Annotated in this window: 24 protein-coding genes and 1 pseudogene; 5 read left to right on the top strand and 20 right to left on the bottom strand. The window is 31.0% G+C overall.

The features are described 5' to 3' along the window. Positions 1-4: 4 nt before the first annotated feature. From AJ889_RS01245 to AJ889_RS01235, 3 genes are read right to left on the bottom strand one after another with little or no spacing between them, the layout of a single operon-like run. Positions 5-1,165 carry a sulfate adenylyltransferase gene (locus AJ889_RS01245; protein ID WP_002860066.1) on the bottom strand — a complete coding sequence of 387 codons (1,161 nt, stop codon included), beginning with the start codon at positions 1,163-1,165 and terminating at the stop codon, positions 5-7. Beyond that, the gene (locus AJ889_RS01240) at positions 1,143-2,030 is read right to left on the bottom strand and encodes a response regulator (RefSeq protein WP_002868301.1); all 888 of its coding nucleotides are present in this window, start codon (positions 2,028-2,030) and stop codon (positions 1,143-1,145) included. Before AJ889_RS01240 ends, AJ889_RS01245 begins: the two co-directional genes overlap by 23 nt. Continuing rightward, on the bottom strand, positions 2,027-3,142 hold the full coding sequence (locus AJ889_RS01235) for a bifunctional 2-C-methyl-D-erythritol 4-phosphate cytidylyltransferase/2-C-methyl-D-erythritol 2,4-cyclodiphosphate synthase (protein ID WP_002868302.1): 1,116 nt from the start codon (positions 3,140-3,142) through the stop codon (positions 2,027-2,029). The genes AJ889_RS01240 and AJ889_RS01235 overlap by 4 nt, the downstream gene beginning before the upstream one ends. 122 nt (positions 3,143-3,264) lie before the next feature. On the opposite strand from AJ889_RS01235, the gene AJ889_RS01230 reads away from it, so the two are divergent. Beyond that, complete coding sequence (locus tag AJ889_RS01230; protein ID WP_002867572.1) at positions 3,265-4,371, top strand: Mrp/NBP35 family ATP-binding protein; 1,107 nt, start codon at positions 3,265-3,267, stop codon at positions 4,369-4,371. 25 nt (positions 4,372-4,396) lie between these two features. Further along, complete coding sequence (locus AJ889_RS01225) at positions 4,397-5,557, top strand: tetrahydrodipicolinate N-succinyltransferase N-terminal domain-containing protein (RefSeq protein ID WP_002851311.1); 1,161 nt, start codon at positions 4,397-4,399, stop codon at positions 5,555-5,557. A gap of 24 nt (positions 5,558-5,581) precedes the next feature. Here the strand turns inward: AJ889_RS01225 and hisIE are convergent, their stop codons facing one another. The 16 genes and pseudogenes from hisIE to AJ889_RS09535 form a co-directional block, all read right to left on the bottom strand. Next, positions 5,582-6,205, bottom strand: coding sequence for a bifunctional phosphoribosyl-AMP cyclohydrolase/phosphoribosyl-ATP diphosphatase HisIE (gene hisIE / locus AJ889_RS01220; protein ID WP_002935143.1), 624 nt, complete (start codon positions 6,203-6,205; stop codon positions 5,582-5,584). 1 nt (position 6,206) lies between these two features. Further along, on the bottom strand, positions 6,207-6,974 hold the full coding sequence (gene hisF / locus AJ889_RS01215; protein ID WP_032584491.1) for an imidazole glycerol phosphate synthase subunit HisF: 768 nt from the start codon (positions 6,972-6,974) through the stop codon (positions 6,207-6,209). Further along, the gene (locus AJ889_RS01210) at positions 6,975-7,913 is read right to left on the bottom strand and encodes an HTH domain-containing protein (RefSeq protein WP_002935145.1); all 939 of its coding nucleotides are present in this window, start codon (positions 7,911-7,913) and stop codon (positions 6,975-6,977) included. Then, positions 7,898-8,629 carry a 1-(5-phosphoribosyl)-5-[(5-phosphoribosylamino)methylideneamino]imidazole-4-carboxamide isomerase gene (gene hisA / locus AJ889_RS01205; protein ID WP_002860060.1) on the bottom strand — a complete coding sequence of 244 codons (732 nt, stop codon included), beginning with the start codon at positions 8,627-8,629 and terminating at the stop codon, positions 7,898-7,900. Before hisA ends, AJ889_RS01210 begins: the two co-directional genes overlap by 16 nt. Further along, positions 8,626-9,213, bottom strand: coding sequence for an imidazole glycerol phosphate synthase subunit HisH (gene hisH, locus AJ889_RS01200; protein ID WP_002851270.1), 588 nt, complete (start codon positions 9,211-9,213; stop codon positions 8,626-8,628). Before hisH ends, hisA begins: the two co-directional genes overlap by 4 nt. Next, positions 9,210-10,268, bottom strand: coding sequence for a bifunctional histidinol-phosphatase/imidazoleglycerol-phosphate dehydratase HisB (gene hisB / locus AJ889_RS01195; protein ID WP_070293210.1), 1,059 nt, complete (start codon positions 10,266-10,268; stop codon positions 9,210-9,212). The genes hisH and hisB overlap by 4 nt, the downstream gene beginning before the upstream one ends. After that, positions 10,265-11,551 carry a histidinol dehydrogenase gene (hisD, locus tag AJ889_RS01190; RefSeq protein ID WP_002867578.1) on the bottom strand — a complete coding sequence of 429 codons (1,287 nt, stop codon included), beginning with the start codon at positions 11,549-11,551 and terminating at the stop codon, positions 10,265-10,267. The genes hisB and hisD overlap by 4 nt, the downstream gene beginning before the upstream one ends. 7 nt (positions 11,552-11,558) lie before the next feature. Then, positions 11,559-12,458, bottom strand: coding sequence for an ATP phosphoribosyltransferase (gene hisG / locus AJ889_RS01185; RefSeq protein WP_002886568.1), 900 nt, complete (start codon positions 12,456-12,458; stop codon positions 11,559-11,561). Positions 12,459-12,617: 159 nt separating this feature from the next. Further along, on the bottom strand, positions 12,618-12,971 hold the full coding sequence (rplQ, locus tag AJ889_RS01180; protein ID WP_002851332.1) for a 50S ribosomal protein L17: 354 nt from the start codon (positions 12,969-12,971) through the stop codon (positions 12,618-12,620). Positions 12,972-12,974: 3 nt separating this feature from the next. Beyond that, positions 12,975-13,988, bottom strand: a complete 1,014-nt coding sequence (locus tag AJ889_RS01175; RefSeq protein WP_002855748.1) for a DNA-directed RNA polymerase subunit alpha — start codon at positions 13,986-13,988, stop codon at positions 12,975-12,977. Between the two features lie 12 nt (positions 13,989-14,000). Further along, a complete protein-coding gene (rpsD, locus tag AJ889_RS01170) occupies positions 14,001-14,627 on the bottom strand; it encodes a 30S ribosomal protein S4 (protein WP_002858938.1) in 627 nt (208 codons plus the stop codon). A 27-nt stretch (positions 14,628-14,654) separates the two neighbouring features. After that, complete coding sequence (gene rpsK, locus AJ889_RS01165; RefSeq protein WP_002779544.1) at positions 14,655-15,047, bottom strand: 30S ribosomal protein S11; 393 nt, start codon at positions 15,045-15,047, stop codon at positions 14,655-14,657. A gap of 9 nt (positions 15,048-15,056) precedes the next feature. After that, positions 15,057-15,422 carry a 30S ribosomal protein S13 gene (rpsM, locus tag AJ889_RS01160; protein ID WP_002800121.1) on the bottom strand — a complete coding sequence of 122 codons (366 nt, stop codon included), beginning with the start codon at positions 15,420-15,422 and terminating at the stop codon, positions 15,057-15,059. Between the two features lie 2 nt (positions 15,423-15,424). Next, positions 15,425-15,538: a 50S ribosomal protein L36 gene (rpmJ, locus tag AJ889_RS01155; RefSeq protein ID WP_002781429.1), complete on the bottom strand. Its 114-nt coding sequence runs from the start codon at positions 15,536-15,538 to the stop codon at positions 15,425-15,427. 171 nt (positions 15,539-15,709) lie between these two features. Next, entirely contained in the window at positions 15,710-15,928 is a 219-nt protein-coding gene (gene infA, locus AJ889_RS01150; RefSeq protein WP_002781436.1) for a translation initiation factor IF-1, read from the bottom strand. Positions 15,929-16,015: 87 nt separating this feature from the next. After that, positions 16,016-16,812 (bottom strand): annotated as a pseudogene (locus AJ889_RS09535) (MBL fold metallo-hydrolase). 87 nt (positions 16,813-16,899) lie between these two features. Between AJ889_RS09535 and AJ889_RS01135 the strand changes: the two are divergent. Together AJ889_RS01135 and AJ889_RS01130 are read left to right on the top strand one after the other, a co-directional pair. After that, positions 16,900-18,195, top strand: a complete 1,296-nt coding sequence (locus AJ889_RS01135; RefSeq protein ID WP_016818312.1) for an MFS transporter — start codon at positions 16,900-16,902, stop codon at positions 18,193-18,195. A 49-nt stretch (positions 18,196-18,244) separates the two neighbouring features. After that, on the top strand, positions 18,245-19,876 hold the full coding sequence (locus AJ889_RS01130; RefSeq protein WP_002851469.1) for a multidrug ABC transporter permease/ATP-binding protein: 1,632 nt from the start codon (positions 18,245-18,247) through the stop codon (positions 19,874-19,876). 19 nt (positions 19,877-19,895) lie between these two features. Here the strand turns inward: AJ889_RS01130 and cgb are convergent, their stop codons facing one another. Continuing rightward, entirely contained in the window at positions 19,896-20,318 is a 423-nt protein-coding gene (gene cgb, locus AJ889_RS01125; RefSeq protein WP_002862237.1) for a single-domain globin Cgb, read from the bottom strand. Between the two features lie 152 nt (positions 20,319-20,470). Here cgb and AJ889_RS01120 point away from each other — a divergent pair, with 152 nt between their 5' ends. Beyond that, a complete protein-coding gene (locus tag AJ889_RS01120; RefSeq protein ID WP_070293209.1) occupies positions 20,471-23,242 on the top strand; it encodes an FAD-binding and (Fe-S)-binding domain-containing protein in 2,772 nt (923 codons plus the stop codon). Position 23,243: the final 1 nt, after the last annotated feature.

The raw sequence follows: 23,243 nt of genomic DNA, 5'->3' as shown, positions 1-23,243 counted from the left end.
TTTATTACACCATATAAGACATTTGATGAATTTCTAAAAGTTTTTGATAAAATTCTTCATCATTTTTGTATTCTAAAATTCCATCAGTTGGAAAAAGCTCATTATAAATTTTTTGCATATTTTTTAATCTATTTGGAAAAAGAGAAGTTAAGATAACACTAGATACTTCCTTGCGCATGAAAATTGCTGGAGGAATGATACCCGCTCTTAGTAAATCTTTTAAAGACTGAGAATTATAGTGCAAATGGTGATGACAACCATGAGGGCAAGATCTCGTGCTAACAATCATGCGACATTGATCGCAAAATACAAATTCAGGCAAAACAATCACTTCTATGCCATAATCCTTGGAAAAATCATCAAGTATGGTTTTTGGTTGATTATCATCATAAAACATTCCAAGTCCTGTATGATTTTGTCCTACTACTAGTTTGGTACAACCTAGACTTTTTGCGATAATGCTTTCTAAGCCAGGATTTAAATGGGCGTGAAAAATATTAATATTTTTTAATGGAAAAATGAAAATTCTATCCGGTGGAAGATAGTTTTGAATAAATTTTTTCAAATAAGCTTCTTTAAGTTCGAATTCAAACCCATTTGCATCAAAAGATTCTACAAGAAAAATTACAACTAAATCTGCTTTATCAATAGTCCAACGAAACATTCTTTCATGGGCACGATGCAAAGGATCAAAACTTGAAACTATAGCGGTAATTTTTTGTGCATTAAGATTGTTTTTGATTTGTTGAAAATTTTCTTTTATTTTTTCAATTTGAGAATTATAAATTTCTATTTTTCCACTTATGCAAGTTGTTCCCATGTCTTCTAAAGAGCAAGTGTTAGGACTGAAAATATCAGAAAAATTTTTATTATTTTTAAATTGGCTTTTAAAATCTATATGTCCTACTACTTTTTCATCTAGTATGAGATCGATTCTATCGCCAGATTTTATATCATTTAGTGCTTCTTCAGCATTTTTTGGTGCAAAGCTTAAGGGATAGGGAAAACTTTCTCCTTTAAATTTTCCTGATTTAATGATTTCATTGACTTCTTTTTCATTCATTAAATGAGTGCAAGTACCTAGCAAACCTTCTTTAATAAGTGACAAGATGCCAAATTCATTTTGATCTATGGTAATGTTTTTATTTTTTCTTGCTGATTTCATATTTCTTCCTTTTTTCCCATAAAGATTTACGTGAAATGCCTAATTTTTTTGAAAGATCAGTATCAGGAAATATATTTTGGTAATTTATAATAACATATTTTACATACTCATCTATAGTTAAAATTTCATTGCTATTGATATTTTTTTCATTATCATTTAAATTAATGCAGTTTATTTTTAAATCATCTGTATTTGAATTGGTATGCAAAATAACATTTTTGTTTTGTATAAAATCTAGGAGTTTTTCCTTTTCTGTTGCTTTTAATGCTTGAAAATTACTCAAAAATAAGAGATTGTTTTCTGTGGGAAGTTTCATAACTTTTTCAACTGAATTTGTAGATGTTAAATCAATAAAAGAAAGAGTAATGTCACATTCATTTGCATAATTAAAAACAAAAGCATCAGCACTGCTTTGCTTGTTGGATTTTAATATCAATGGAAGTTTTAATTTTTTATAATTATACTCTGGAATTTTGATTGTTTCTAATCTTGATTTGATATAGCTTTGATAAGCTTTATTAAGGATTGAAAGTTTTCTAAAATCCTGATAATGCTTTATTTTTCTAATCAGCTCTTCTATCATAAAGGGTTTTTGAATATAATCACTAGCACCTAATTTCAAAGGATTTGAAACTGTATCTGTACTTATATAAGAAATAAGCAAAATAATAATACTATGTTTAAACTGACCTACGGCTTTTAGAAAATTATTAGTATTTGTAGAAAGCAGTATAATGTCATAGTATTTTTCACCATTGTATTCATCAAACGAGTTAATAATTTCACAGCTATATCCAGCATCACTTAGTTTAATGCTAATGCTTTGCGCTAGATAAATTTCATTTTCAATAATTAAAACTTTCATAATCTTGTCCAATCAAAATATTTTAAATTTACATTACTAAGCACCGCCATACCTTCTTTTCTTCCAATAAAACCCAATTTTTCCGTTGTTGTGGCTTTAACATTGATTCTAAATTCATCTAAATCTAAAGTATGAGCTATATTGCTTTGCATAGCTTGTTTAAAGTCTTTAAGTTTAGGGCTTTGTGCCATGACGCAAATGTCTATATTAATGAGTTCAAAACCTATTTCTCTGACTTTATCATAAGCTTGTTTTAAAAGCTCCATGGAGTTGGCATTTTTAAATTTCATATCAGTATCAGGATAAAGCTCTCCTATATCTCCAAGTCCTGCAGCACCTAAAATCGCATCGGTTAAAGAGTGAGCTAAAACATCTCCATCGCTGTGTGCTTTAAGCCCCATAGTAGGATGAATTTGCACTCCTGCTAAAAGCAAAGGGCGATTCTCTCCAAATTCATGCACATCAAAACCATTGCCAGTAAAAATTTCAAAGCTAGGTGTAGGCAAATCAAGTTTTTTAAGATCTTCTTTAAAGGTTAGTTTTCTTGCATTTTCTTCACCTTCAACAAACCAAATTTTTCCACCCATTGCAGCTATAGCTGTGCTATCATCTGTAAATTCTAGGTTTTGATCCAAGGCTTTTTTAAGCAATTTGGTTTTAGAAATTTGCGGGGTTTGAATGAGTTTGATTTTTTCTCTTTGCAAGGCTTCATTGTCAAAAAGTGTTGTATCTGCAACTTTTAAAGCAGGGGTAATACAATCTGCTTTATCTAAATTTTCAATCAAACGATCAAACAAATTTTTACTCACCAATACCCTTGCTACATCACTTACCATAACAAATTCGCTATCTATGAGCTCTAAGGCTTTTTTTAAGGATTCTGCTCTGGTATCACCACCTTCTATGAATTCATAGTTTTTAGTAAATTTTTTCATATAAGTGATATTACTAGAGGTAACAACTATTTTTTTAAAAGGATAAAAAGAGCTTAAATTTTTTGTTGCATAAAGCCAAAGAGGGTCATTTCCAAGTCGTAAAAATTGTTTTTTTACCTTTGTATTAAAACGAGTAGAATTTCCAGCTGCTAACATAATGAGGCTCATTTCACTCATTTTTTCATTCCTCTTTTTAATATTGTTGGTTTTTATAATGTTACCATATTATACACTTATAAAAAGCTAAATTTTATCATTTTATTAGTAAAATTGATTTTTTTAAAAGACAAGGAAAAAATATGAAAGAACAAATTTTAGAGAAATTAAAAACTGTAAAATATCCTGGTTTTGAAAAGGATATAGTGAGTTTTAACTTTGTAAAAGATATTAAAATTCAAGATGATGGTGTATTCATTGATATAGAAATCGTTTCAGCAAATCCTGAAGTAGCTAATGAAATTCGTAAAAATATTATTGAAGCTTTATCGAGTTTGGCTTTAAAAAATATTGAACTTAATATCATTACTCCAAAAATTCCTGAAGAAAAAAGTAATTCAAGAAGTGGAAAAAATATCGCTCCACAAGTAAAAAATTTCATCATGGTTTCAAGTGGAAAAGGTGGTGTGGGTAAATCTACAACTACAGTAAATTTAGCAATTTCCATGGCTAAAATGGGAAAAAGAGTAGGTATTTTAGACGCGGATATTTATGGGCCAAATATTCCAAGAATGCTAGGTGAAACCAAAACTCAGCCTGAAGTAGTAGGGCAGAGATTAAAGCCTATTTTAACTCATGGTGTTTATATGATGAGTATGGGGGTTTTGATCGAAGAGGGTCAAGGCCTTATGTGGCGTGGAGCTATGATTATGAAAGCAATCGAGCAACTTTTAGCTGATGTGATTTGGCCTGAACTTGATGTATTGTTTTTAGATATGCCTCCAGGAACAGGCGATGCACAAATTACTTCTGCGCAAAGTATTCCTATTACTGCAGGAGTTTGTGTAAGCACGCCTCAAACCGTATCTTTAGACGATAGCAAAAGAGCTTTAGATATGTTTAATAAACTTCATATTCCTATAGCGGGTGTGATTGAAAATATGAGTGGATTTTTATGTCCTGATAATGGTAAAGAGTATGATATTTTTGGTAAAGGAACAGCTGAAGATATGGCAAAAGCCTATAAAAGTGAAGTTTTAGCACAAATTCCTATAGAAATGATAGTAAGAGAAGGTGGAGATGAAGGCAAGCCTGTGAGTTTTTATCACCCTGAAAGTGTGAGTTCAAGGCGTTATTTAATGGCGGCTGAAAAAATTTGGAGTTTTATAGAAAAGATTAACAATGAAGGTGGTGCGGATAATTCTGCTATACAACCTGTGATGAATGGAAAAAGTGCGTGTTCGCATTAAAAATTAAGTGGATAAGGAAAAGAAAATGATTAATACTAAAGAAGATTTTTTACTTTTAATCAAACAAATCGAGCAAAAAAGTGGCTATAAAAAACCTAAAGCTTTTGGTATAGCAAGGCTTGATAGAGGACAGTTAAATAAAAATAAAATCTTACAAGCAAGTTTTGCTTTGATTAACTATGAGCAAAATTTTGGCTCAGCGGCAATCATGCTTGAAGCTTTTATGCAAAGGGGCGTGGAGATTGATTTTAATGCGAGTGAGTTTGTGCAAACTTTGAAATTAGAAGATATTGATTTTGCACTTTCTTGTTTTAAACCTTTTTTAGAAGAAGATGGGCATCAAAATATTGATTTATTAAAGATTATCAAAGATAAATTTAAAGACGATGAATTTTCTTTTGTTTGTCTTTTTGAAGATAAAGAACCTTTAAGTGTAGAAAGTATTTATCTAAAACTTTATTTGCTTTCTACTAAAAAAGTACCTTTAAGAAGTATCAATTTAAATGGAGCTTTTGGACTTTTAAGCAATGTAGCTTGGAGTGATGATAAGCCTATCGAGCTTGAGTATTTAAGAGCAAATGAAATGCGTTTAAAAATGAGCAATCAATATCCAAAAATCGATTTTGTTGATAAATTCCCAAGATTTTTAGCACATATTATCCCTGAGGATAATACAAGAATTTTAGAAAGTTCTAAAGTAAGAATGGGTGCGTCTTTAGCAGCAGGAACAACCATCATGCCAGGGGCAAGTTATGTGAATTTTAACGCAGGTACAACAGGAGCTTGTATGGTTGAAGGGCGTATTAGTTCAAGTGCTATAGTAGGAGAGGGTTCTGATGTAGGTGGCGGAGCTTCGATTTTAGGTGTTTTAAGTGGAACAAGTGGCAATGCTATAAGCGTAGGCAAGGCTTGTCTTTTAGGGGCTAATTCAGTGACAGGAATTCCTTTAGGGGATAATTGTATAGTTGATGCAGGTATTGCAGTGCTAGAAGGAACGAAATTTTTACTCAAAGATGCCGAAGAACTTGCTAAACTTAATCCTTATTTTAATTTTGATAAAGAAATTTACAAAGGCTTAGAGCTTAAAGGTTTAAATGGACTACATTTCCGTCAAGATTCTATAAGTGGTGCTATGATAGTAGCTTTAAATAAAAAAGCAGTCAAACTTAATGAAGCCTTGCATTGATATAAATTTATTTTACATAAAGCTTTAAGCTTTATGTCTTTCTTTCAACTTTGAAATCACATCTGAGAAACTAAGATTTGCATCTGCAAGTAAAACACTTAAATGATACATTAAATCCGCTGCTTCACAAATAAGCTCTTCTTTATCTTTTACTGTCGCTGCTAAAGCTGTTTCTACGCCTTCTTCACCAACTTTTTGTGCGATGCGTTTTGTACCACTTTTGAAAAGTTTTGCTGTATAAGAAGTATTTTCATCGGCATTTTTGCGTGCATTAATAAGTTTTTCAAGTCTGTCTAGAAAAACAAAATCTGCATTTTTAGAAATTTTTTCAAAACAAGAAATATCGCCCGTATGACAAGTAGGCCCTACAGGATTTGCTAAAATTAAAAGCGTGTCATTATCACAATCTAAGCTTAAATCTATGATATTTAAGAAATTTCCACTTTCTTCACCCTTCATCCAAAGACGCTGTTTTGTGCGTGAAAAAAAGACTACTTTGCCACTTTCTAAGCTTTTTTCTAAGGCTTCATTATTCATAAAGCCTAGCATTAAAACTTCGCAAGTTTTTGCATCTTGGATGATGACAGGTAAAAGATTATCCACTTTTTGCCAAGCGATTTTTTCATTAAGTTCTTTGAAATTTTGCATATTATATCCTTATACTTAAGCCTTGATTTTTAAGATAAATTTTTAATTCTTTAATGTCTATAAGTTTTTGATGAAAAACAGAAGCAGCTAAAGCCCCATCTATACCTAGTTTAAAAGCTTCTAAAAAATGTTCCATTTTTCCCGCTCCCCCACTTGCGATCAAAGGTACTTTACAAATTTTATATACAGCTTCTAATTGTTCTAAATCATAGCCATTTTTAACACCATCTTGATTCATCATATTTAAAACAATTTCGCCTGCACCTAGATCTTGCACTTTTTTAACCCATTCTAAAGTGCTTTTTCCACTATGTTTACTTGTTTTTTCATCCCCTGTGTATTGAAATACTTTTAAATTTCCATTTTCATCTTTAAAACTATCAATCCCTACTACTACGCATTGCACGCCAAAGCTTTTAGCAAGGCGTGTGATTAGGCTTGGATCATTTAAAGCAGGAGAATTGATAGAAATTTTATCTGCCCCATTAGCCAAAAGTTCAGCTGCATCTTCTTCGCTTTTAATACCCCCTGCAACACAAAAAGGAATATTGATATTTTTTGCTACTTCACTTACCCATTCTCTTGATATGCGTTCTTTTCTAGCACTTGCAGCAATATCATAAAAAACAAGCTCATCAATATCATTTTGAGAATAATACCTAGCAAGCTCTATGATATCTCCCATATCTTTATGGTTTTTAAATTGTGTTCCTTTTACTACTCTGCCATCTTTGACATCTAAACATGCAATTATGCGTTTTGTAAGCATTTATTTCTCCAAAATACATTTTTCTTTAAGATATTTTTCCATTTCTTCATCGCTTTTAATTTCATCAAAATTAGCTTGAATTTTTGCTTCTTTGCCCACTTTAATTTGTTTGTTTATATCATCAATAAATTCTTTAAAATTTGGATTTTTATTGATCAGCATATTTAGTGTTTGAATATCAAGTTCTTTTTCTTTTGCACTAATTAAAATTTGAGAATTTGAAATATCTTTTTCAAGTTTTATCACTCCTATGCCAAAACTTTGATTTAAGCGTCTTAACTCGCTTAAAACTTCGCTATCAATTTCTTGTAAAACAACCAAGTAGCCTTCATTTGCCCAGCTAGAATTACTTACAGCTTGAAAATAGCATTCTTTTAAATTTGAAAAATTTAAAGCAATTTTAAGTTCAAAAGAAAAAAGTTTATAGCTGTTTTGTTTGATATTTTCTAAAAGTGTTATGGTTTCTTTTTCATAATCATCATAAGGAAAATAAACCCCTATAATATCAGGATAATTCCACTTATCTTCCCCACCTTTACCCTTTTTGCTTTGTTCATGGTAAATTGTTTTGCAATTTAAATTAAAATCTAAATTTTCATATAAAAATTTTACAAGCAAGGGGTGTAAATCTCTTTCATGAAATTTATTTTTTTCTTGTTTTTCGTTAGTAATTTCATTTTTATTATCAAGCTTTAAAAGTTCATTTTCTCTTTCTTTTAGCCAAAAAGTTGTAGGTTTTATTGAGGTTTTAAGAAAGTTAATTTTATCTGTAAGCAACCTATTCCAAATTGTTTGAGTGGGTGTTTGTCCTATACTAGAAAGCTTTTTATCTAAGCCTTTTTCAAGAGCTTTTTGCCAAATTTCACTCACATTTAAAGGCTTTTTAGTTTGTTTTAAAACTTCTATAATTAATTCTTTATAGGTCAATTTTCCAGACATCTTATCCCTTCTTCTACACTAAAAACTCCGTCTAATAAAGCTTTTCCTACGATAACCCCACTACAAATTCCTTTTAAGTTTTCAAGGTCTTTTAAGCTTGCTACTCCACCACTTGCCTGAATGCAAATATGAGGAAAAATTTCATGGATAAGTTTATAAAGTCTTGCATTTACTCCTTGCATGGTGCCATCTTTTGAAATATCTGTGCAAAGTATGTGTTTTAAGCCTTTATTGCTATAAAAATCTAAAACTTCCATAAGCTTTTTATCGCTTGCTTCTTGCCAAGCATTTACAGCCACAACATAATCTTCTTTTAAAATCGTATCTAAGGCTAAAACTATAGCTTCACTACCAAATTCTTTTAAAATTTCAAGACATAAAGTCGCATCTTTAATTGCCATAGATCCTATAACTACTCTTTTTACTCCACAATCAAGCAAAGCTCTAACTTCTGCTTTAGAGCGTATACCTCCACCTACTTGCAAATTGACACTGACCTCTTTGGCTAATTTTTCTATCAAAGCAAATTGTCTTTTGCTAGGATCTTTTGCACCTGTAAGATCTACAAGATGAAGTTCTTTCGCTCCTGCTTTTTCGTATTCTTTAAATTTCTTTAAGGGATTGTATTTATATACTTTTTTTTGTTCGTAATCCCCTTTTACAAGACGCACCACTTCGCCATCTATAAGATCGAGTGCGGGTATGATTTGAGTCATCCTATATCCTTAATAAAATTTGAAATTAAAATTTCCCCAGCCTCGCTACTTCTTTCAGGGTGAAATTGCACTCCGTAAAAATTATCTTTCATTACGCTTGCGCTAAATTTTTGCGAATACTCACAATCTGCTATAGTGTATTTCCCAAGTCCTACACAATAACTATGCACAAAATAAAAATAAGCCCCTTCTAAGCCTTTAAACAAAGCATGAGAGCTATAAACTTCATTCCATCCCATATGTGGAAAAGTAAAGCCTTCTTTAGCTTTAAATTTTTGAGTTGTAAAATCTATGAGTTTTAAGGTTTCTTGATTTAATTCTTCAGAAAAATTTCCTAAAATTTGCATACCTAAACAAATACCAAGCAAAGGTTTTTTGGTATTTTGAATAAAATCAATAAGATTAAATTGTTCTAAATTTTTCATTGCTTCTTTTGCGGTACCCACTCCAGGTAAAAAAAGCTTATCCGCACTTTCAAGTTCTTTTAAATCCCTACTGATAGTTGCATTAAAACCTAATCTATCTAGACAAAATTTCAAAGATGCTAAATTCGCACAGGCTGTATCGATGATGATGATTTTCATATCACTCCTTTAGAGCTGGCTAAATTTTCACTTTCTATTTTTACTGCCATTTTCAAAGCTTTTGCAAAGGCTTTAAAAAGCCCTTCGGCTTTATGATGATCGTTTTTGCCTTTAACTTTTAAATGCAAACTCAGGCCCATAGCATAGCTTAAAGAATAAAAAAAGTGCTCGATCATTTCTGTGCTTAAAGCCCCTAAATGAGATTTTTTAAATTTGGCTTTATAGACTAAATGGGGACGATTGCAAAAATCCATCGCACAACTTGCCAAACACTCATCCATAGGTAAAGCAAAACCATATCTTGCAATGCCGATTTTATCCCCTAAAGCTTTTTTGATACAAGCTCCAAGTGCTAAGGCTACATCTTCAACGCTATGATGCTCATCGATTTCCAAATCTCCTTTACAAGAAATTTCAAGCCCTATACCTCCATGTACAGCGATTTGCTCTAACATGTGATCAAAAAAATCAATACCTGTTTTAATGCTAACCTTACCCCCATTTAAGCATACCTTTACTTTTATATCTGTTTCTTTAGTAGTTCTTTGATAACTCGCGCTTCTAAAAGAACTTAAAATTTCATTTTCTATTTCTTTCCAAGAAAGTTCGCCGTATTTTAAACCACGCACGCCTAAATTTGAAGCCAAGATCATATCACTCTCACGATCTCCTATAACAAAACTTTGCTCCTTATCATAAAGTTCGTGTTTGATATACTCTTCTAACATAGCAGTTTTAGGTTTTCTGCAAGCACAATTTTCATTTTCAAAATGCGGACAAATAAAAATATCTTGAAATTCTATACCGCAACTTTTTAAAATATCAAGCATTTTTTCATGAGCGATTTCAAAATTTTCCTTTGGAAAACTTGGTGTTCCAAGACCGTCTTGATTGCTTACCATAACAAATTTAAATCCAAATTTTTTTAGTTTTAAAAGAGTGGGAATAGCATCTTTTTCAAAACGCAATTTTTCAAGAGTATCGATTTGAAAATCGCTTTTTGGCTCCTCTATTAAAGTGCCATCTCTATCTATAAAAAGGATTTTTTGACTCATTTTAAGCTTTCTAAACGAAAAGTTACTGCATTTTTGTGCGCGTCTAAATGCTCATTTTGTGCTAAAATTTCAACACTTTTACCTAAAGCTAAAAAACCTTCTTTACTTAACTCTTGAACGGTCATTCTTTTACTAAAATCTGCCAAACCTAAACTAGAATGCGTTTTAGTAAGTCCATAAGTAGGTAAAACATGATTTGTCCCACTTGCATAATCACCCATAGACTCTGGGGAATAAGCTCCTAAAAATACTGATCCTGCGTGTTTTACACCTTTTAAAAGTTCTCGTGGATTTTGAGTTTGTATGATCAAATGTTCAGGGGCGTAAAGATTTGAAATTTCTAAGGCTTGATTTAAATCTTTAGCTATGATAATGCGTGAATTAGCAATGCTTTTGCTTGCAAGTTCTTTGCGAGGCAAAAGTTCTAATTGACTTTGGACTTCATCACTTGCTTTTTTAGCAAAATCTTGACTTAAACACACTAAAATCACTTGAGAATCTGCACCATGTTCAGCTTGTGAAAGCAAATCACTAGCTACAAATTTTTCATTAGCTAAATCATCAGCTATGACTAAAACTTCACTAGGTCCTGCTTGCATATCAATAGCTGCTCCGTTTATATCACTACTTACTTGGCGTTTTGCTTCGGTTACAAAGGCATTTCCTGGGCCAAAAATTTTATCCACCTTTAAAACACTTTGGGTACCGTAAGCCAAAGCTGCTATAGCTCCTGCACCGCCCATTTGATAAATTTCATCCACGCCACAAAGCTTAGCACAAAAAAGCACAGCATCATTGATTTTTGCAGGACTTGCTAAAACGATTTTTTCACAACCTGCAATTTTTGCAGGAATAGCTAGCATTAAAACCGTTGAAAACAAAGGTGCCAAACCCCCTGGTATGTAAAGTCCTACTTTTTCTATAGGGCGTGTTAAAACTTCACATTTAACGCCTTTTGTAGTTTCAAGAGCGATTTCATGTGGGATTTGGGCTTCGTGAAATTTTTTGATATTTTCATAAGCCACTAAAATAGCTTCTTGTAAATCTTTATCTAAACGCTTGCTTGCTTGAGTGATTTCTTCTTGAGTGATTTTAATCTTTGAAATTTCAGCCTTATCAAATTTCAAAGCTTGTTCTATCAAAGCTTCATCGCCTTTTTCTTGCACTTCTTTAATGATAGAACTTACTATTTTTGAAATTTCATCTTTCGCACTTATAGCAGGGCGTTTTAACGCTTCTTCTTTTTGTTTTTCATCCAAATTATCATATACTAAAATTTGCATTTTTTACTCACTTTAACATTTTTTCTATAGGCAGAACTAAAATCGAACTCGCACCTTCTTCTTTTAAAGCCTCCATGGTTTCCCAAAAAAGATTTTCTTTACTTACCATATGTAAAGCTACATTTTTTTCATCGTGTGCTAAAGGTAAGATAGTCGGTCTTTCAACTCCTGGAAGTAGGGCTTGAATTTTATCAAGCTTTTCTTTTGGAGCATGAAGCATAATGTATTTAGATTCTCTTGCTTGCATTACTCCTGCTACACGCAACATAATTTTATCCACTAAGGCTTGTTTTTCTTTACTTAAAGCATTTTCTTTTTGAATCAAACAAGCATGAGATTCATAAATGACTTTAACTTCTTTAAGATTGTTTGCTTGTAAAGTTGCCCCGCTTGAAACAAGATCGCAAATCGCATCGGCTAAATTTGCCCTAGGGGCTACTTCAACAGAACCTGTAAGCGTACAATTTTTATAATTAATCCCATTTTCTTTCATAAAACGCTTTAAAAGTTGTGGATAAGAAGTAGCTATCCTTAAGCCTTCAAAATCTTTCAAATTTTGAAATTTATTTTCTTGAGGTAAGGCAAGAGAAAGACGGCAATATCCAAAATCTAGCTTTTTTAAAAGCTTATAGCTTGGATTTTCTCCTAAAGACTGGCGTTCAAGTTCATTTTCTTCTAAAACATTTTCCCCTATAATGCCTAAATCTACAACTCCATCAAAAATAAGCCCAGGGATATCATCATCTCTAACGCGTAAAATATCTATGGGTAAATTTGTAGAAAAAGCGATCAAGCTTTGTTCATGGATATGCATTTTAACACCACATTCTGAAAGAAGCTCTATGGATTCTTTTGAAAGTCTACCTGATTTTTGTATCGCAATGCGTAAACGAGTGTTTTCTTGCATAACATATCCTTGAAATTAAAAATTAAAAACTTATATTAGCATAAGTAGTTGAATTTTTAGCAAGGGTTTTAGAAAATAAATAAATTTAATTTTATTTAAAACTTTTTATTTTTAAGGTATTTAATTGAAGTATTAATCCTAGCAAAAGCTAGGATTTGATTAAGCTACAAATTCGATGAAAGCCATTTCAGCAGCATCACCACGGCGAATTCTTGTTTTGATGATTCTTGTATATCCACCATTGCGATCTTTGAATTTTGGAGCAATTTCAGTCACTAATTTATTAGTAGCGTTTTTATCTTGTAATGAAGCAAAAACTGCTCTATGAGCGTTAAAATCTCCAAGTCTTGCTCTAGTAATCAATCTTTCTACATAACCTCTTAATTCTTTAGCTTTTGGTAGAGTAGTTTCGATTTTTCCGCTATTTACTAAAGCTATAGTTAAATTTTTTAATAAGGCAGCACGATGAGATGAAGTTCTGCCAAGTTTTCTATATCCATGTTTATGTCTCATTCTTTATCCTTCGTTTTGTGCTTTTAATTCTGCGATTTTATTTTTAAGTATTTCTTTATTATCGCTAAGCTTAGAAGTTCCCACAGGAAAACCTATGCTTTCCATGATGTTTTTAATTTCATCAAGAGATTTTTTACCTAAATTTTTAAGCCCTGCAAGTTCACTTACACTCATCAAAGCAAGCTCGCCTATGTAAACTACTCCTGCTTTTTCAAGACAATTATAACTTCTAGCACTTAAATTTAAATCTGTAATGTTTTGCAATAATTTAGTATTTTCTAGTTCATTGCTTGTTGCTTGATTTTTAATTACGCTTCTAACATTGGTGATTTTATCAAATACTGATAATTGTTTATACATAGCTTCTAGAGCATTTTGAAAAGCTTCATTTGGAGTGATTTGTCCATCAGTTGTTACAGTTAAAACCACTTTTTCATAATCAGGATTATCTTCAAACAAAACTTTTTCAATATCATAGGTTGCTTCTCTTACAGGTGTAAAGAAAGCATCTAAAGCTATAAATTTAGGATCATTTATAAGCTCTTTAATTTCTTCGCTTGGTACATAGCCAATACCTTTTTCAACGATCAATGTGAATTTGAGTTCAGCATCTTCGTTGATAGTTGCTAGATAGGCGTCTTTGTTTACTACCTCTACTTGATCATTATTTAGATCTTTGCCGTAAATTTCTTTTGAGCCTTTAAAGCTAAATTCTACTATTTCTTTATTTGATTCGCCTTTAATTTTAAAGCGTAGTTTTTTTAGATTAATGATAAAAAGTGCTACATCTTCAAGCATACCACGCATGCTATCAAATTCATGAGCTACGCCATCAATATGGATCGCAGTTGGAGCATATCCTATGGTGCTAGTGTAAAGCAAACGGCGTAAAGGATGGGCTAGGGTGATTCCATAGCCGATCTCAAAAGGCCAAGCACTGATTTTAGCCACAGTATCACTAATGTTTTCTATTGTAAATTCTGTTGGCGTATAAGCAGATGTTGTAATATTTCTCATATTTAGCCCCTATTACTTAGAGTAAAGCTCAACGATAAATCTTTCCTCAACCGGAATGACAACTTCTTCTCTTTCAGGTTTTCTTGTGAAAATTCCAAATCTCTTATCTTTTTCAACATCAACCCAAGCAACGATTCCAGTTTGTGCTGTAAGTTCGATAGCTCTTGTTATTTGAGGATTGTTTTTGCTTTTTTCGATGATTTCGATTTTAGCACCTGCTTCTACTCTAAAGCTAGGAATATCCACTCTTTTACCATTTACTAAAATATGTCCATGTGTTACAAGTTGTCTTGCAAAACGACGTGTTGTAGCAAAACCCATTCTATATACCACATTGTCTAATCTTTGTTCTAAAAGCTGGATAAGTAATACCCCTGTATTTCCTTCTCTTCTTGCTGCTTCAGCAAATAAACGACGGAATTGCTTTTCGCTTACTCCATACATAAATTTAGCTTTTTGTTTTTCTCTTAATTGAAGTCCATACTCACTAATTTTACCTTTTCTTGCTCCGTGTTGTCCTGGCGCATAAGGGCGTTTGTCTAGTGCACTTTTGCCAGCTAGTCTTCTTTCTCCTTTTAATGCTAAGCTAACACCAAAGCGTCTTTCTAATTTTTCTACTGGTCCTCTATATCTTGCCATAATATTCTCCTAAATTTTTCTTATATCTTAGACACGACGACGCTTAGGCGGTCTGCAACCATTGTGAGCTAATGGAGTGATATCTTTTAAGAAAGTTACTTTGATTCCTTCCATAGCACCTACACTCTTAACAGCAGTTTCTCTACCGCTTCCTGGTCCTTGTACTTTAATGCCTACTTCTTTAATTCCGTGTTCTTTTGCTTTATTTAAAGCGTCTTCTACTGCTTGTTGTGCTGCATAAGGAGTTGATTTTTTAGAACCTTTAAATCCTAAACCACCTGCACTACTCCAAGCGATAGCATTTCCCATTTCATCAGTCACTGTAACCATAGTATTGTTAAAAGTCGCACTGATATAAACAATACCTTTTGCTATATTTTTTTTAACTACTTTTTTCTTTACGATTTTTCTTTTTGCCATGATTTATCCTTATGATTTTGCACCAACAGTTTTTCTCTTACCTTTTCTAGTTCTTGCGTTTGTTTTTGTTTTTTGTCCGCGAACTGGTAAGCCTTTTCTGTGTCTTAAGCCTCTAAAGCTTCCTAAATCCATAAGTGCTTTAATATCCATAGCAACTTGTTTTCTCAAATCCCCTTCAACCATATAGTTTTCTTGAATTTCTTTACGGATAGCTGCTGCTTCATCTTCACTTAACTCATGAACTCTTTTATCATAAGAAATTCCTACTTTATCTAGAATTTTTCTTGAAGTGAAAAGTCCTATACCATAAATATAGGTTAGTCCATACTCAATTCTTTTTTTCTTTGGTAAATCCACACCTGCGATACGAGCCATGTTTATCCTTGTCTTTGTTTATGTTTTGGATTTTCGCAAATAATGCGAACCACGCCTTTACGGCGAACTACTTTGCACTTGTCGCACATCTTTTTAACCGATGGTCTCACTTTCATGAGCGTCTCCTTGAATGAATTCCACTTGATTTACGACTACATCAGGTTTTATGAATAACCAACTATTTTCAAAATAAGTGGTGGATTTTAAAAATACTTCTTCATATAGTTCGATGTAATTTGTCGCAAAAACTCTAATTTTATCTAAAATTAGCTTTTAAATAACTTAGATTATTTATATCTAAAAGTTATACGCCCTTTATCAAGGCTATAAGGTGTAAGTTCTACTTTTACTTTATCACCTGGCATTATTCTTATATAATGCATACGCATTTTTCCTGCAATATGACATAAAATTACATGTTTGTTGTCAAGTTCAACCTTGAAATTTGCATTAGGCAATGCTTCAAGTACGGTGCCATCAATTTCAATTACATCATCTTTTGCCAAAATTTTCTCCTTTCATGAAATAAAAAGGCTATAATTTTAGCAAAAATTATTAAAATTTTTACTTAATTTTTAGTAATTTTTAAGTAATTAATCTAAAAATTCAGGTTCGATAAAAGATGCATGAGTCCCTATAACTTTGAGTTTTCTTTCTTTAAATTCTTTAAGTAGTTTTTCCCTTGTTTGTATAGCCTCATTTTGATCTATATCAAATTTTATAGCGATTTTAGGTTTTGGGATTTGTATATCATAAAGATGAAGTAAATCTCCCCAAAAGACTATTTTATCATCAATTATGATAGCATTTTGACCTGGGGTATGCCCGTAAGCAGGTATGGCTTTAATGCCTGAATTTTGAAAGATCAAATCTTTAGAGTGGTTAATAAATTCTATATTTTTAAGTTTAAGCAAGGTGTTTTTAATTTCTTGTCTATCACTTTTGATCCAAAAATCATATTCTTTTTTATCGATTAAAATTTGAGCTTTTGGAAAAAGATTTTCTTCGCTCATTAAAGCTTCTATATGATCAGGATGTGCATGTGTTAAGATAATATGAGTGATATCTTTAAAATCGGTTTTGTGGATATGTAATTTTTCTTTAATGTATCAATAGTATCTAAAAACCCTGTGTCTATTAAAGCATTAAAATTTGGATTTTTTATCAGAGCAATATTATGCTCATTTCTTTTGATTTTTGTGCGAGTTTTTTCTATAAAATTCTTATCTTCATCGTTTTGTGGCACTAAAAAAGAAAATAATAAATTTAAAAATTCATCATCAGATTGTTTAAGCGAGATTATATGGGTTTGATTTGAACTTTTGCTTGTGGTTTTTTCTTCTAAAAAATAAAGATTGGTTTTTAAAAGGGTGGTTATAAAATTAAACATATTTATCCTTAAATTTTTTAGATAATATTTTGGAAATGATTATAGTATAATAAAAACAATGTTTTTAAAATTTAAGGTAATTAATCAATGAGAAAATCAAAATTTGGAACAAAGGAAATTAAGATCTTAGGACTTTCTTCACTAGGAGGAACTTTAGAATTTTATGATTTTATTATTTTTGTCTTTTTTGCTGAATATATAGCCAATGTATTTTTTCCTAAAGATATGGGTGAATTTTGGGCTTTATTAAATACTTATGGAGCATTTGCAGCTGGATATTTAGCACGTCCTTTAGGTGGTATAGTTATGGCACATTTTGGAGATAAATTTGGGCGTAAAAATATGTTTATGCTAAGTATTTTACTAATGGTTCTTCCTACCTTTGTCTTAGCTTTTATTCCAGGTTATGAAACTCTTGGGTTTTTAGCTCCTGTTTTATTGATACTTATAAGAATTTTTCAAGGCATAGCTATAGGTGGAGAATTGCCTGGAGCTTGGGTTTTTGTAAGAGAACATTGTCAAGAAAAACAAAAAGCTTTCTTTTTAAGCTGTTTAAATTCAGCTATGGCTTTAGGAATTTTGTTAGGAAGTATAGTATTTTTAATCATTAATGCTTTTTTTAGTATAGAAGAAATTGCTACTTATGCATGGCGTATTGCTTTTTTTGTAGGTGGAATTTTTGGGATTATTTCTATTTATTTGCGTAGATTTTTGCAAGAAACTCCTGTTTTTAAACAAATGAAAAAAGAATCATCGCTTAGTTCTTTTCCGCTTAAAGATTTATTTAAAGAAAAGGATATTGTAAAAAAATTATTTTCATCAATGATGATGACTTGGGTTTTAACAGGTTGTGTTATTGTGCTTGTTTTATTAATGCCTAAATTTATGCCTAGTATTTTAAATTTAAGTGGGGTTGAAGGAAGTTATTTACAGATATTAGGAATTTTGGGAATAGCTTTAGGCGGGGCTTTTATGGGTTATCTTGTAGATAAATTTGGTTTATTTAAAATTTGCATTTTCTTTTCTTTAACTTTTGTATTTTTTTCTTTTTTATATTTTTATGCTTTATATGAGCTTAAAAATTTGGTTTTGGTGTGTATTTTGTATTCGATTGTTTGTTTTTTAGGTGGAATTAATGTGTTTGCACCTATTTTAATGAGTGAAGTTTTTAGAGCTAAAATAAGATTTTCAGGAATTTCTTTTTCTTATAATATTGCTTATGCAATTTCAGGCGGTATTACTCCGCAACTCGTTTTTTGGCTTAATACACTCGCGAGTAAAAATGAAAATCCATTTTTATATGGTATGAGTATATATATGATTTTTTTAGCGTTATTGGCTATTTGTGCTGTTTTTATAGTAAAAGATAAAATAAAATTTTGATAATCACTCTTAAAATGTTATAATTAAAATTATATTTTGGAGTTTATAAATGCCTTTTATTATGGAATTACTTAAACAAAATAAATTAAAGTTGATTTCTTTTTTGCTTTTTTCTTTTATTACAAGTGCTGTTGGAGTTTTAACTCTTGTTTTTATCAATGATTATTTGCTTAAAAATGCACAAAACATTCCTATTTTTTATTTTATTGTTTTGCTTTTGATATTTTTTATAAGTTCTACCATAGTTGAACTTGGACTTAGTATTTTTGGACAAAATTTTATTTTTAAAATGCAAAGGCGTGTAGTAAAGCAGATATTAGATACCCCTTTGTTAAGAGTGGCTAAAGTAGGTAAGGCTAGAATTTTAGCTTCTTTAGGAAGTGATGTGAGAAATATATCTTTTGGGCTTTTAAGATTGCCTGATTTTTTACAATCAAGTATATTGATTTTATGCACTAGTGTTTATTTATGTTATCTTTCACCACAAATTTTTGCTTTGTGTGTGGTATGGATTATGGTTATTTTTATTACTAATAATTTTTTGATGATGAAAGTATATCAGTATTTTAGAAAGGCAAGGGAAAATGATGATGCTTTGCAAAATAATTACCAAAATATACTAGATGGACATAAAGAACTTTTGATCAATCGTGATAGAGCCAAACTTTACTATGAAGATGAATTTGAAAATAATGCAAGATTGAAAAAGAAAAATAGTACTTTAGGCAATCTTTTTAACAATCTCTCAAACAACTGGACAAATGTAACTCTTTTGGCTTTAGTGGGTGTAGAGTTTTACTTAGCTTTAAAATTTGAATGGGCAAGTGTTGCAGATGCTACAACTATAGCTCTTTCTATTTTGTTTTTACGAACCCCTTTAGTATCTATGATAGGATCTTTTCCTACTTTGCTTTTGGCAAAAATTGCTTTGGATAAGATCGCAAAATTGGAATTAGATGATTATATAGAAGGTTTTAAAAAAACACATTATATTAGCGAATGGAAAAAAATTTCTTTTAGAAATACTCAATTTGCTTATGAAGAAAATTTTCACTTAAATCCTGTAAATATAGAACTTAAAAAAGGTGAATTGGTATTTTTAATAGGTAAAAATGGAAGTGGTAAATCCACTTTTTGTATGCTTTTGACAGGACTTTTTAAGCCAAGCAAAGGCGGAATTTATGTTGATGATACGCTTATAGATGATAAAAATTTAGATGAGTATAGATCTCTTATTTCTGCTGTTTTTAGCGATTTTCATCTTTTTACTAAAACCTTAAATAAAGAAAATTTTGCAAGCGAAGAAAAAATTGCTTTTTGGTTGGAGTTTTTAGAACTTAAAAATAAAACAAGTGTCAAAGATAATGAACTGACCTTAACTAAACTTTCTACAGGGCAAAAAAAGCGTTTAGCTATGCTTATAGCCTTGCTTGAAGAAAGGGATATTTTAGTGCTTGATGAATGGGCGGCTGATCAAGATCCTGTTTTTAGAAGATTTTTTTATAAAAAACTTTTACCTTTGCTAAAAGAGCAAGGTAAAACAATCTTTGCTATCACACATGATGATGCATATTTTGATAGTGCTGATAGAATTTTCTTGGCTCAAAATGGTGAAATCAGCGAATTAAAGGGTGAGAATATAAAGGAATTAGCTAAAAATTTAGTAGAAAAATTTGATTAAAGCCCAAAATGGGCTTATATTATTTATCATAGAGCTTTTTTTCTATATCGATATAAAATTCAGCAATTTTTCCATAAGCAACTTCCCAAGCTTTAAGAGTGGCTTCATCAGGATTTAAAAGATTTTTAATAGCCTTTAAAAGGCAAGCTCCAACTATAGGATAATGCTCTTCTTTAACTCCTAAATTAACATGAGTTATGGCAACTTTATCAACAAAGCTTCTCATATTTTCCAAATTTTCTATATTTTTGGCTGCCATTAAAATCGCCATCGCTAAAGCTTTTGGTTGTTCTCCTGAAATTTGTTTTTCCATATTAAACATAGGTTTTACCTCAGGATAATCATTAAACATTATTTTATAAAACTCATTGGTTAAATCCTCTCCATTTTTTTGCAAAATAGGCACACAATCTTTGATGATTTGAATTTGTTCTTTTGTCATAGTTTCTCCTTTTTTGTTGTAAAAGAGATATTTTATATCTTAAAAAGGAGAAAAAAATTGACTTGTGTTAAAATTATGCTCAAAAATATAAATTTAAAATTATCTTTAAATTATTAAATTATATAATTGATAATAAATTAAAAAGAGGGACTATGGCAAATTTTAAAGCTTTTTATAATGAGGCTAAGTATATTTTTAAGGATAGAATTTTTAATGATTATGCTAGATGCTATGCTTATGGCATTGATGCGTCGTGTTATTTTTATATTCCAAAAATAGTGATTATTGCTAAAAATGAAGATGAAATTAAGCAAATTATTCAATTAGCAAATACTTATAAAACTCCTATAACATTTAGAGCAGCAGGTACAAGTTTAAGTGGACAAAGCTCTTGTGATGGAGTACTTGTAGTGATTAAATTTGCCTTTAAAAAAATAAAAATTAACAAAGACGCTAACGAAATTACTTTAGGATGCGGTGTAGTAGGCATTCATGCTAATGAAAGTCTTGCTTTTTTGAAGAAAAAAATAGGACCTGATCCAGCTACTATAAATTCAGCTTTAATTGGAGGGATTATAAATAACAATTCAAGCGGAATGTGCTGTGGAACTAAGGATAATAGCTATAAAACCTTAAGAAGTATTAGGGTGATTTTGGCAAATGGTAGTATGCTTGATACCAGCGATGCTTTAAGTGTGGCTCGATTTAAAGATGAAAATAAAAAATTAATTAATGAACTTAGAGAGATCAAAGAAGAGATTAATGCCAATAAAGAATTAAAAGATTTAATAATCAAAAAATTTAAAATCAAAAACACTACAGGTTATAGCCTTAATGCCTTTGTTGATTATGATGATGAAATAGATATTTTAGCACACTTGCTTATTGGCTCTGAAGGAACTTTGGGATTTGTAAGCGAAGTTAAGCTTGCTGTTTTGGATGATTTGGAATTTAAGGCCTGTGCTTTATTGTTTTTTGATAATATCAATAATGCTGCAAACACTATAAAAGAATTTGCTAAAGTTGATTTTGTAAGTTCTGCTGAAATAATGGACTATGCAAGTTTAAAAGCTGCATCAAATTATGATGAGTTAAGAGATATTTTAGCTGATATTAAAGAGGGTAACACTTGTGTATTGATCCAAAGTGAGCATAGTAATGAGCTTAAGCTTGATGAAAATATAAATAAAATAAAAGAAATTTCCAAACTGGCTTATAAGTCATATTTTAGCAAGAATAAGGCCGAATATGATTTATGGTGGAAGATTAGAAAAGCACTCTTGCCTATAGCAGCTAGTCTTAGAAAGGCAGGTTCAACGGTAATTACTGAAGATGTGTGTTTTAATATCGAGGATTTAGCTGATGGAATTAAAAGCATTCAAGAATTGTTTTATAAATATGGCTTTGGTGATAATGGAATCATTTTTGGCCATGCATTAGCAGGCAATATCCATTTTATTATCACACCGGATTTAAACAATAAGCTTGAATTTGATAATTTTTCAAATCTAGTTAAAGAAATGTCTAATATAGTAGCTTCTTATGGTGGAAGTATAAAAGCTGAACACGGCACAGGGCGTATGGTGGCACCTTTTGTGGAGGTAGAGTGGGGTAAGCAAGCTTATTTGATCAATAAAAAAATCAAAAGTATCTTTGATAAGGATAGTTTATTTAATCCCGATGTAATCATTAGCGATGATAAAGATATTTATAAGAAAAATATCAAACAAGTCAGTTGGATTGATGAGAAATTAAATACCTGTATGGAATGTGGATTTTGCGAAAGATTTTGTCCATCAAATGAATATACAATTACTCCAAGACAAAGAATTGCGATCTTACGAGAGATTAAACGCCTTGAAAGCTTAAATGATGATGAGTCAAAAGCAAAATTAAAGGATATTAAAAAATATTACAATCATTTAGTAGACAGCTCTTGTGCTGCTTGTGGGGTGTGCTCTTTTTCATGTCCTTTGGGGATTAATTTTGCTGATTTTTCATTAAAATATAGAAAAAATAATATAGGATTTATATCTAAAATTTTAGGAAATCTAGCATATAAAAATCATGAAAAAACTCTAAAAATTGCTAAATTTTCATTAAGTATCGCAAATAAATTTGATAATTTAAGTCTTGATAATAAGCTTGAAAAAGCAAGCAATTTTCTTAGCATTATACCAAGAACTAGGGCGTATTTGCCTAAGGTGAATGATTATGAGCTAAAAAGTCATAAAAGAGTTTGCAATGTGGTTTATTTTACAAGCTGTCTTAATAAAAGCTTTAAACCAAATGAAAAAATGCATGATAAAAGAAGTTTGCAAGAAGTATTTGAAAGCTTGTGTAAAAAAGCAAATATAGGCATTATTTATGCACCCAATGATTTATGTTGTGGTAAGGCTTATGAGAATTTTCAAGATATTCAAGATAAAAATATACAAAAAATCAATGACTTTTTAAGCAATATAGACTCACCCATAGTGTTAGATCATAGTGCTTGTAGTGCTAAGTTAATTAGTGATCATTCAAAGTATGAAATTTATGATTTAAGCGAGTATTTATTAAAATTTATTGCTCCCAAGTTACGCATTAATAAAATCAATGAGAATGTAGGATTATATATCATGTGTGCTGCTAGAAAGCTTGGTTTAAATGAAAATATAATTAAGCTTACAAAGCTATGTACGAATGGAAAAGTATTAATAGATAATGATACCTATTGTTGTGGGTTTGCTGGATACAAGGGCTTTTTCAAGCCTCAATTAAATATTAGTGCTACAAAGGGCTTTAAAAAATTTTATGCCAAAACAAATATTAAGCGCGGGTTTAGTACATCAAGCACTTGCGAGATAGGATTAAGCGATGCTACGGGTATACCTTGGCAGCATATAGCGTATTTATTGGATGAATGCAGTGAAGCAATTTAAT

Source organism: Campylobacter sp. BCW_6468 (assembly GCF_001762865.1).
Lineage (GTDB): Bacteria > Campylobacterota > Campylobacteria > Campylobacterales > Campylobacteraceae > Campylobacter_D > Campylobacter_D jejuni.
This window is presented reverse-complemented; position numbering and strand designations above follow the sequence as displayed.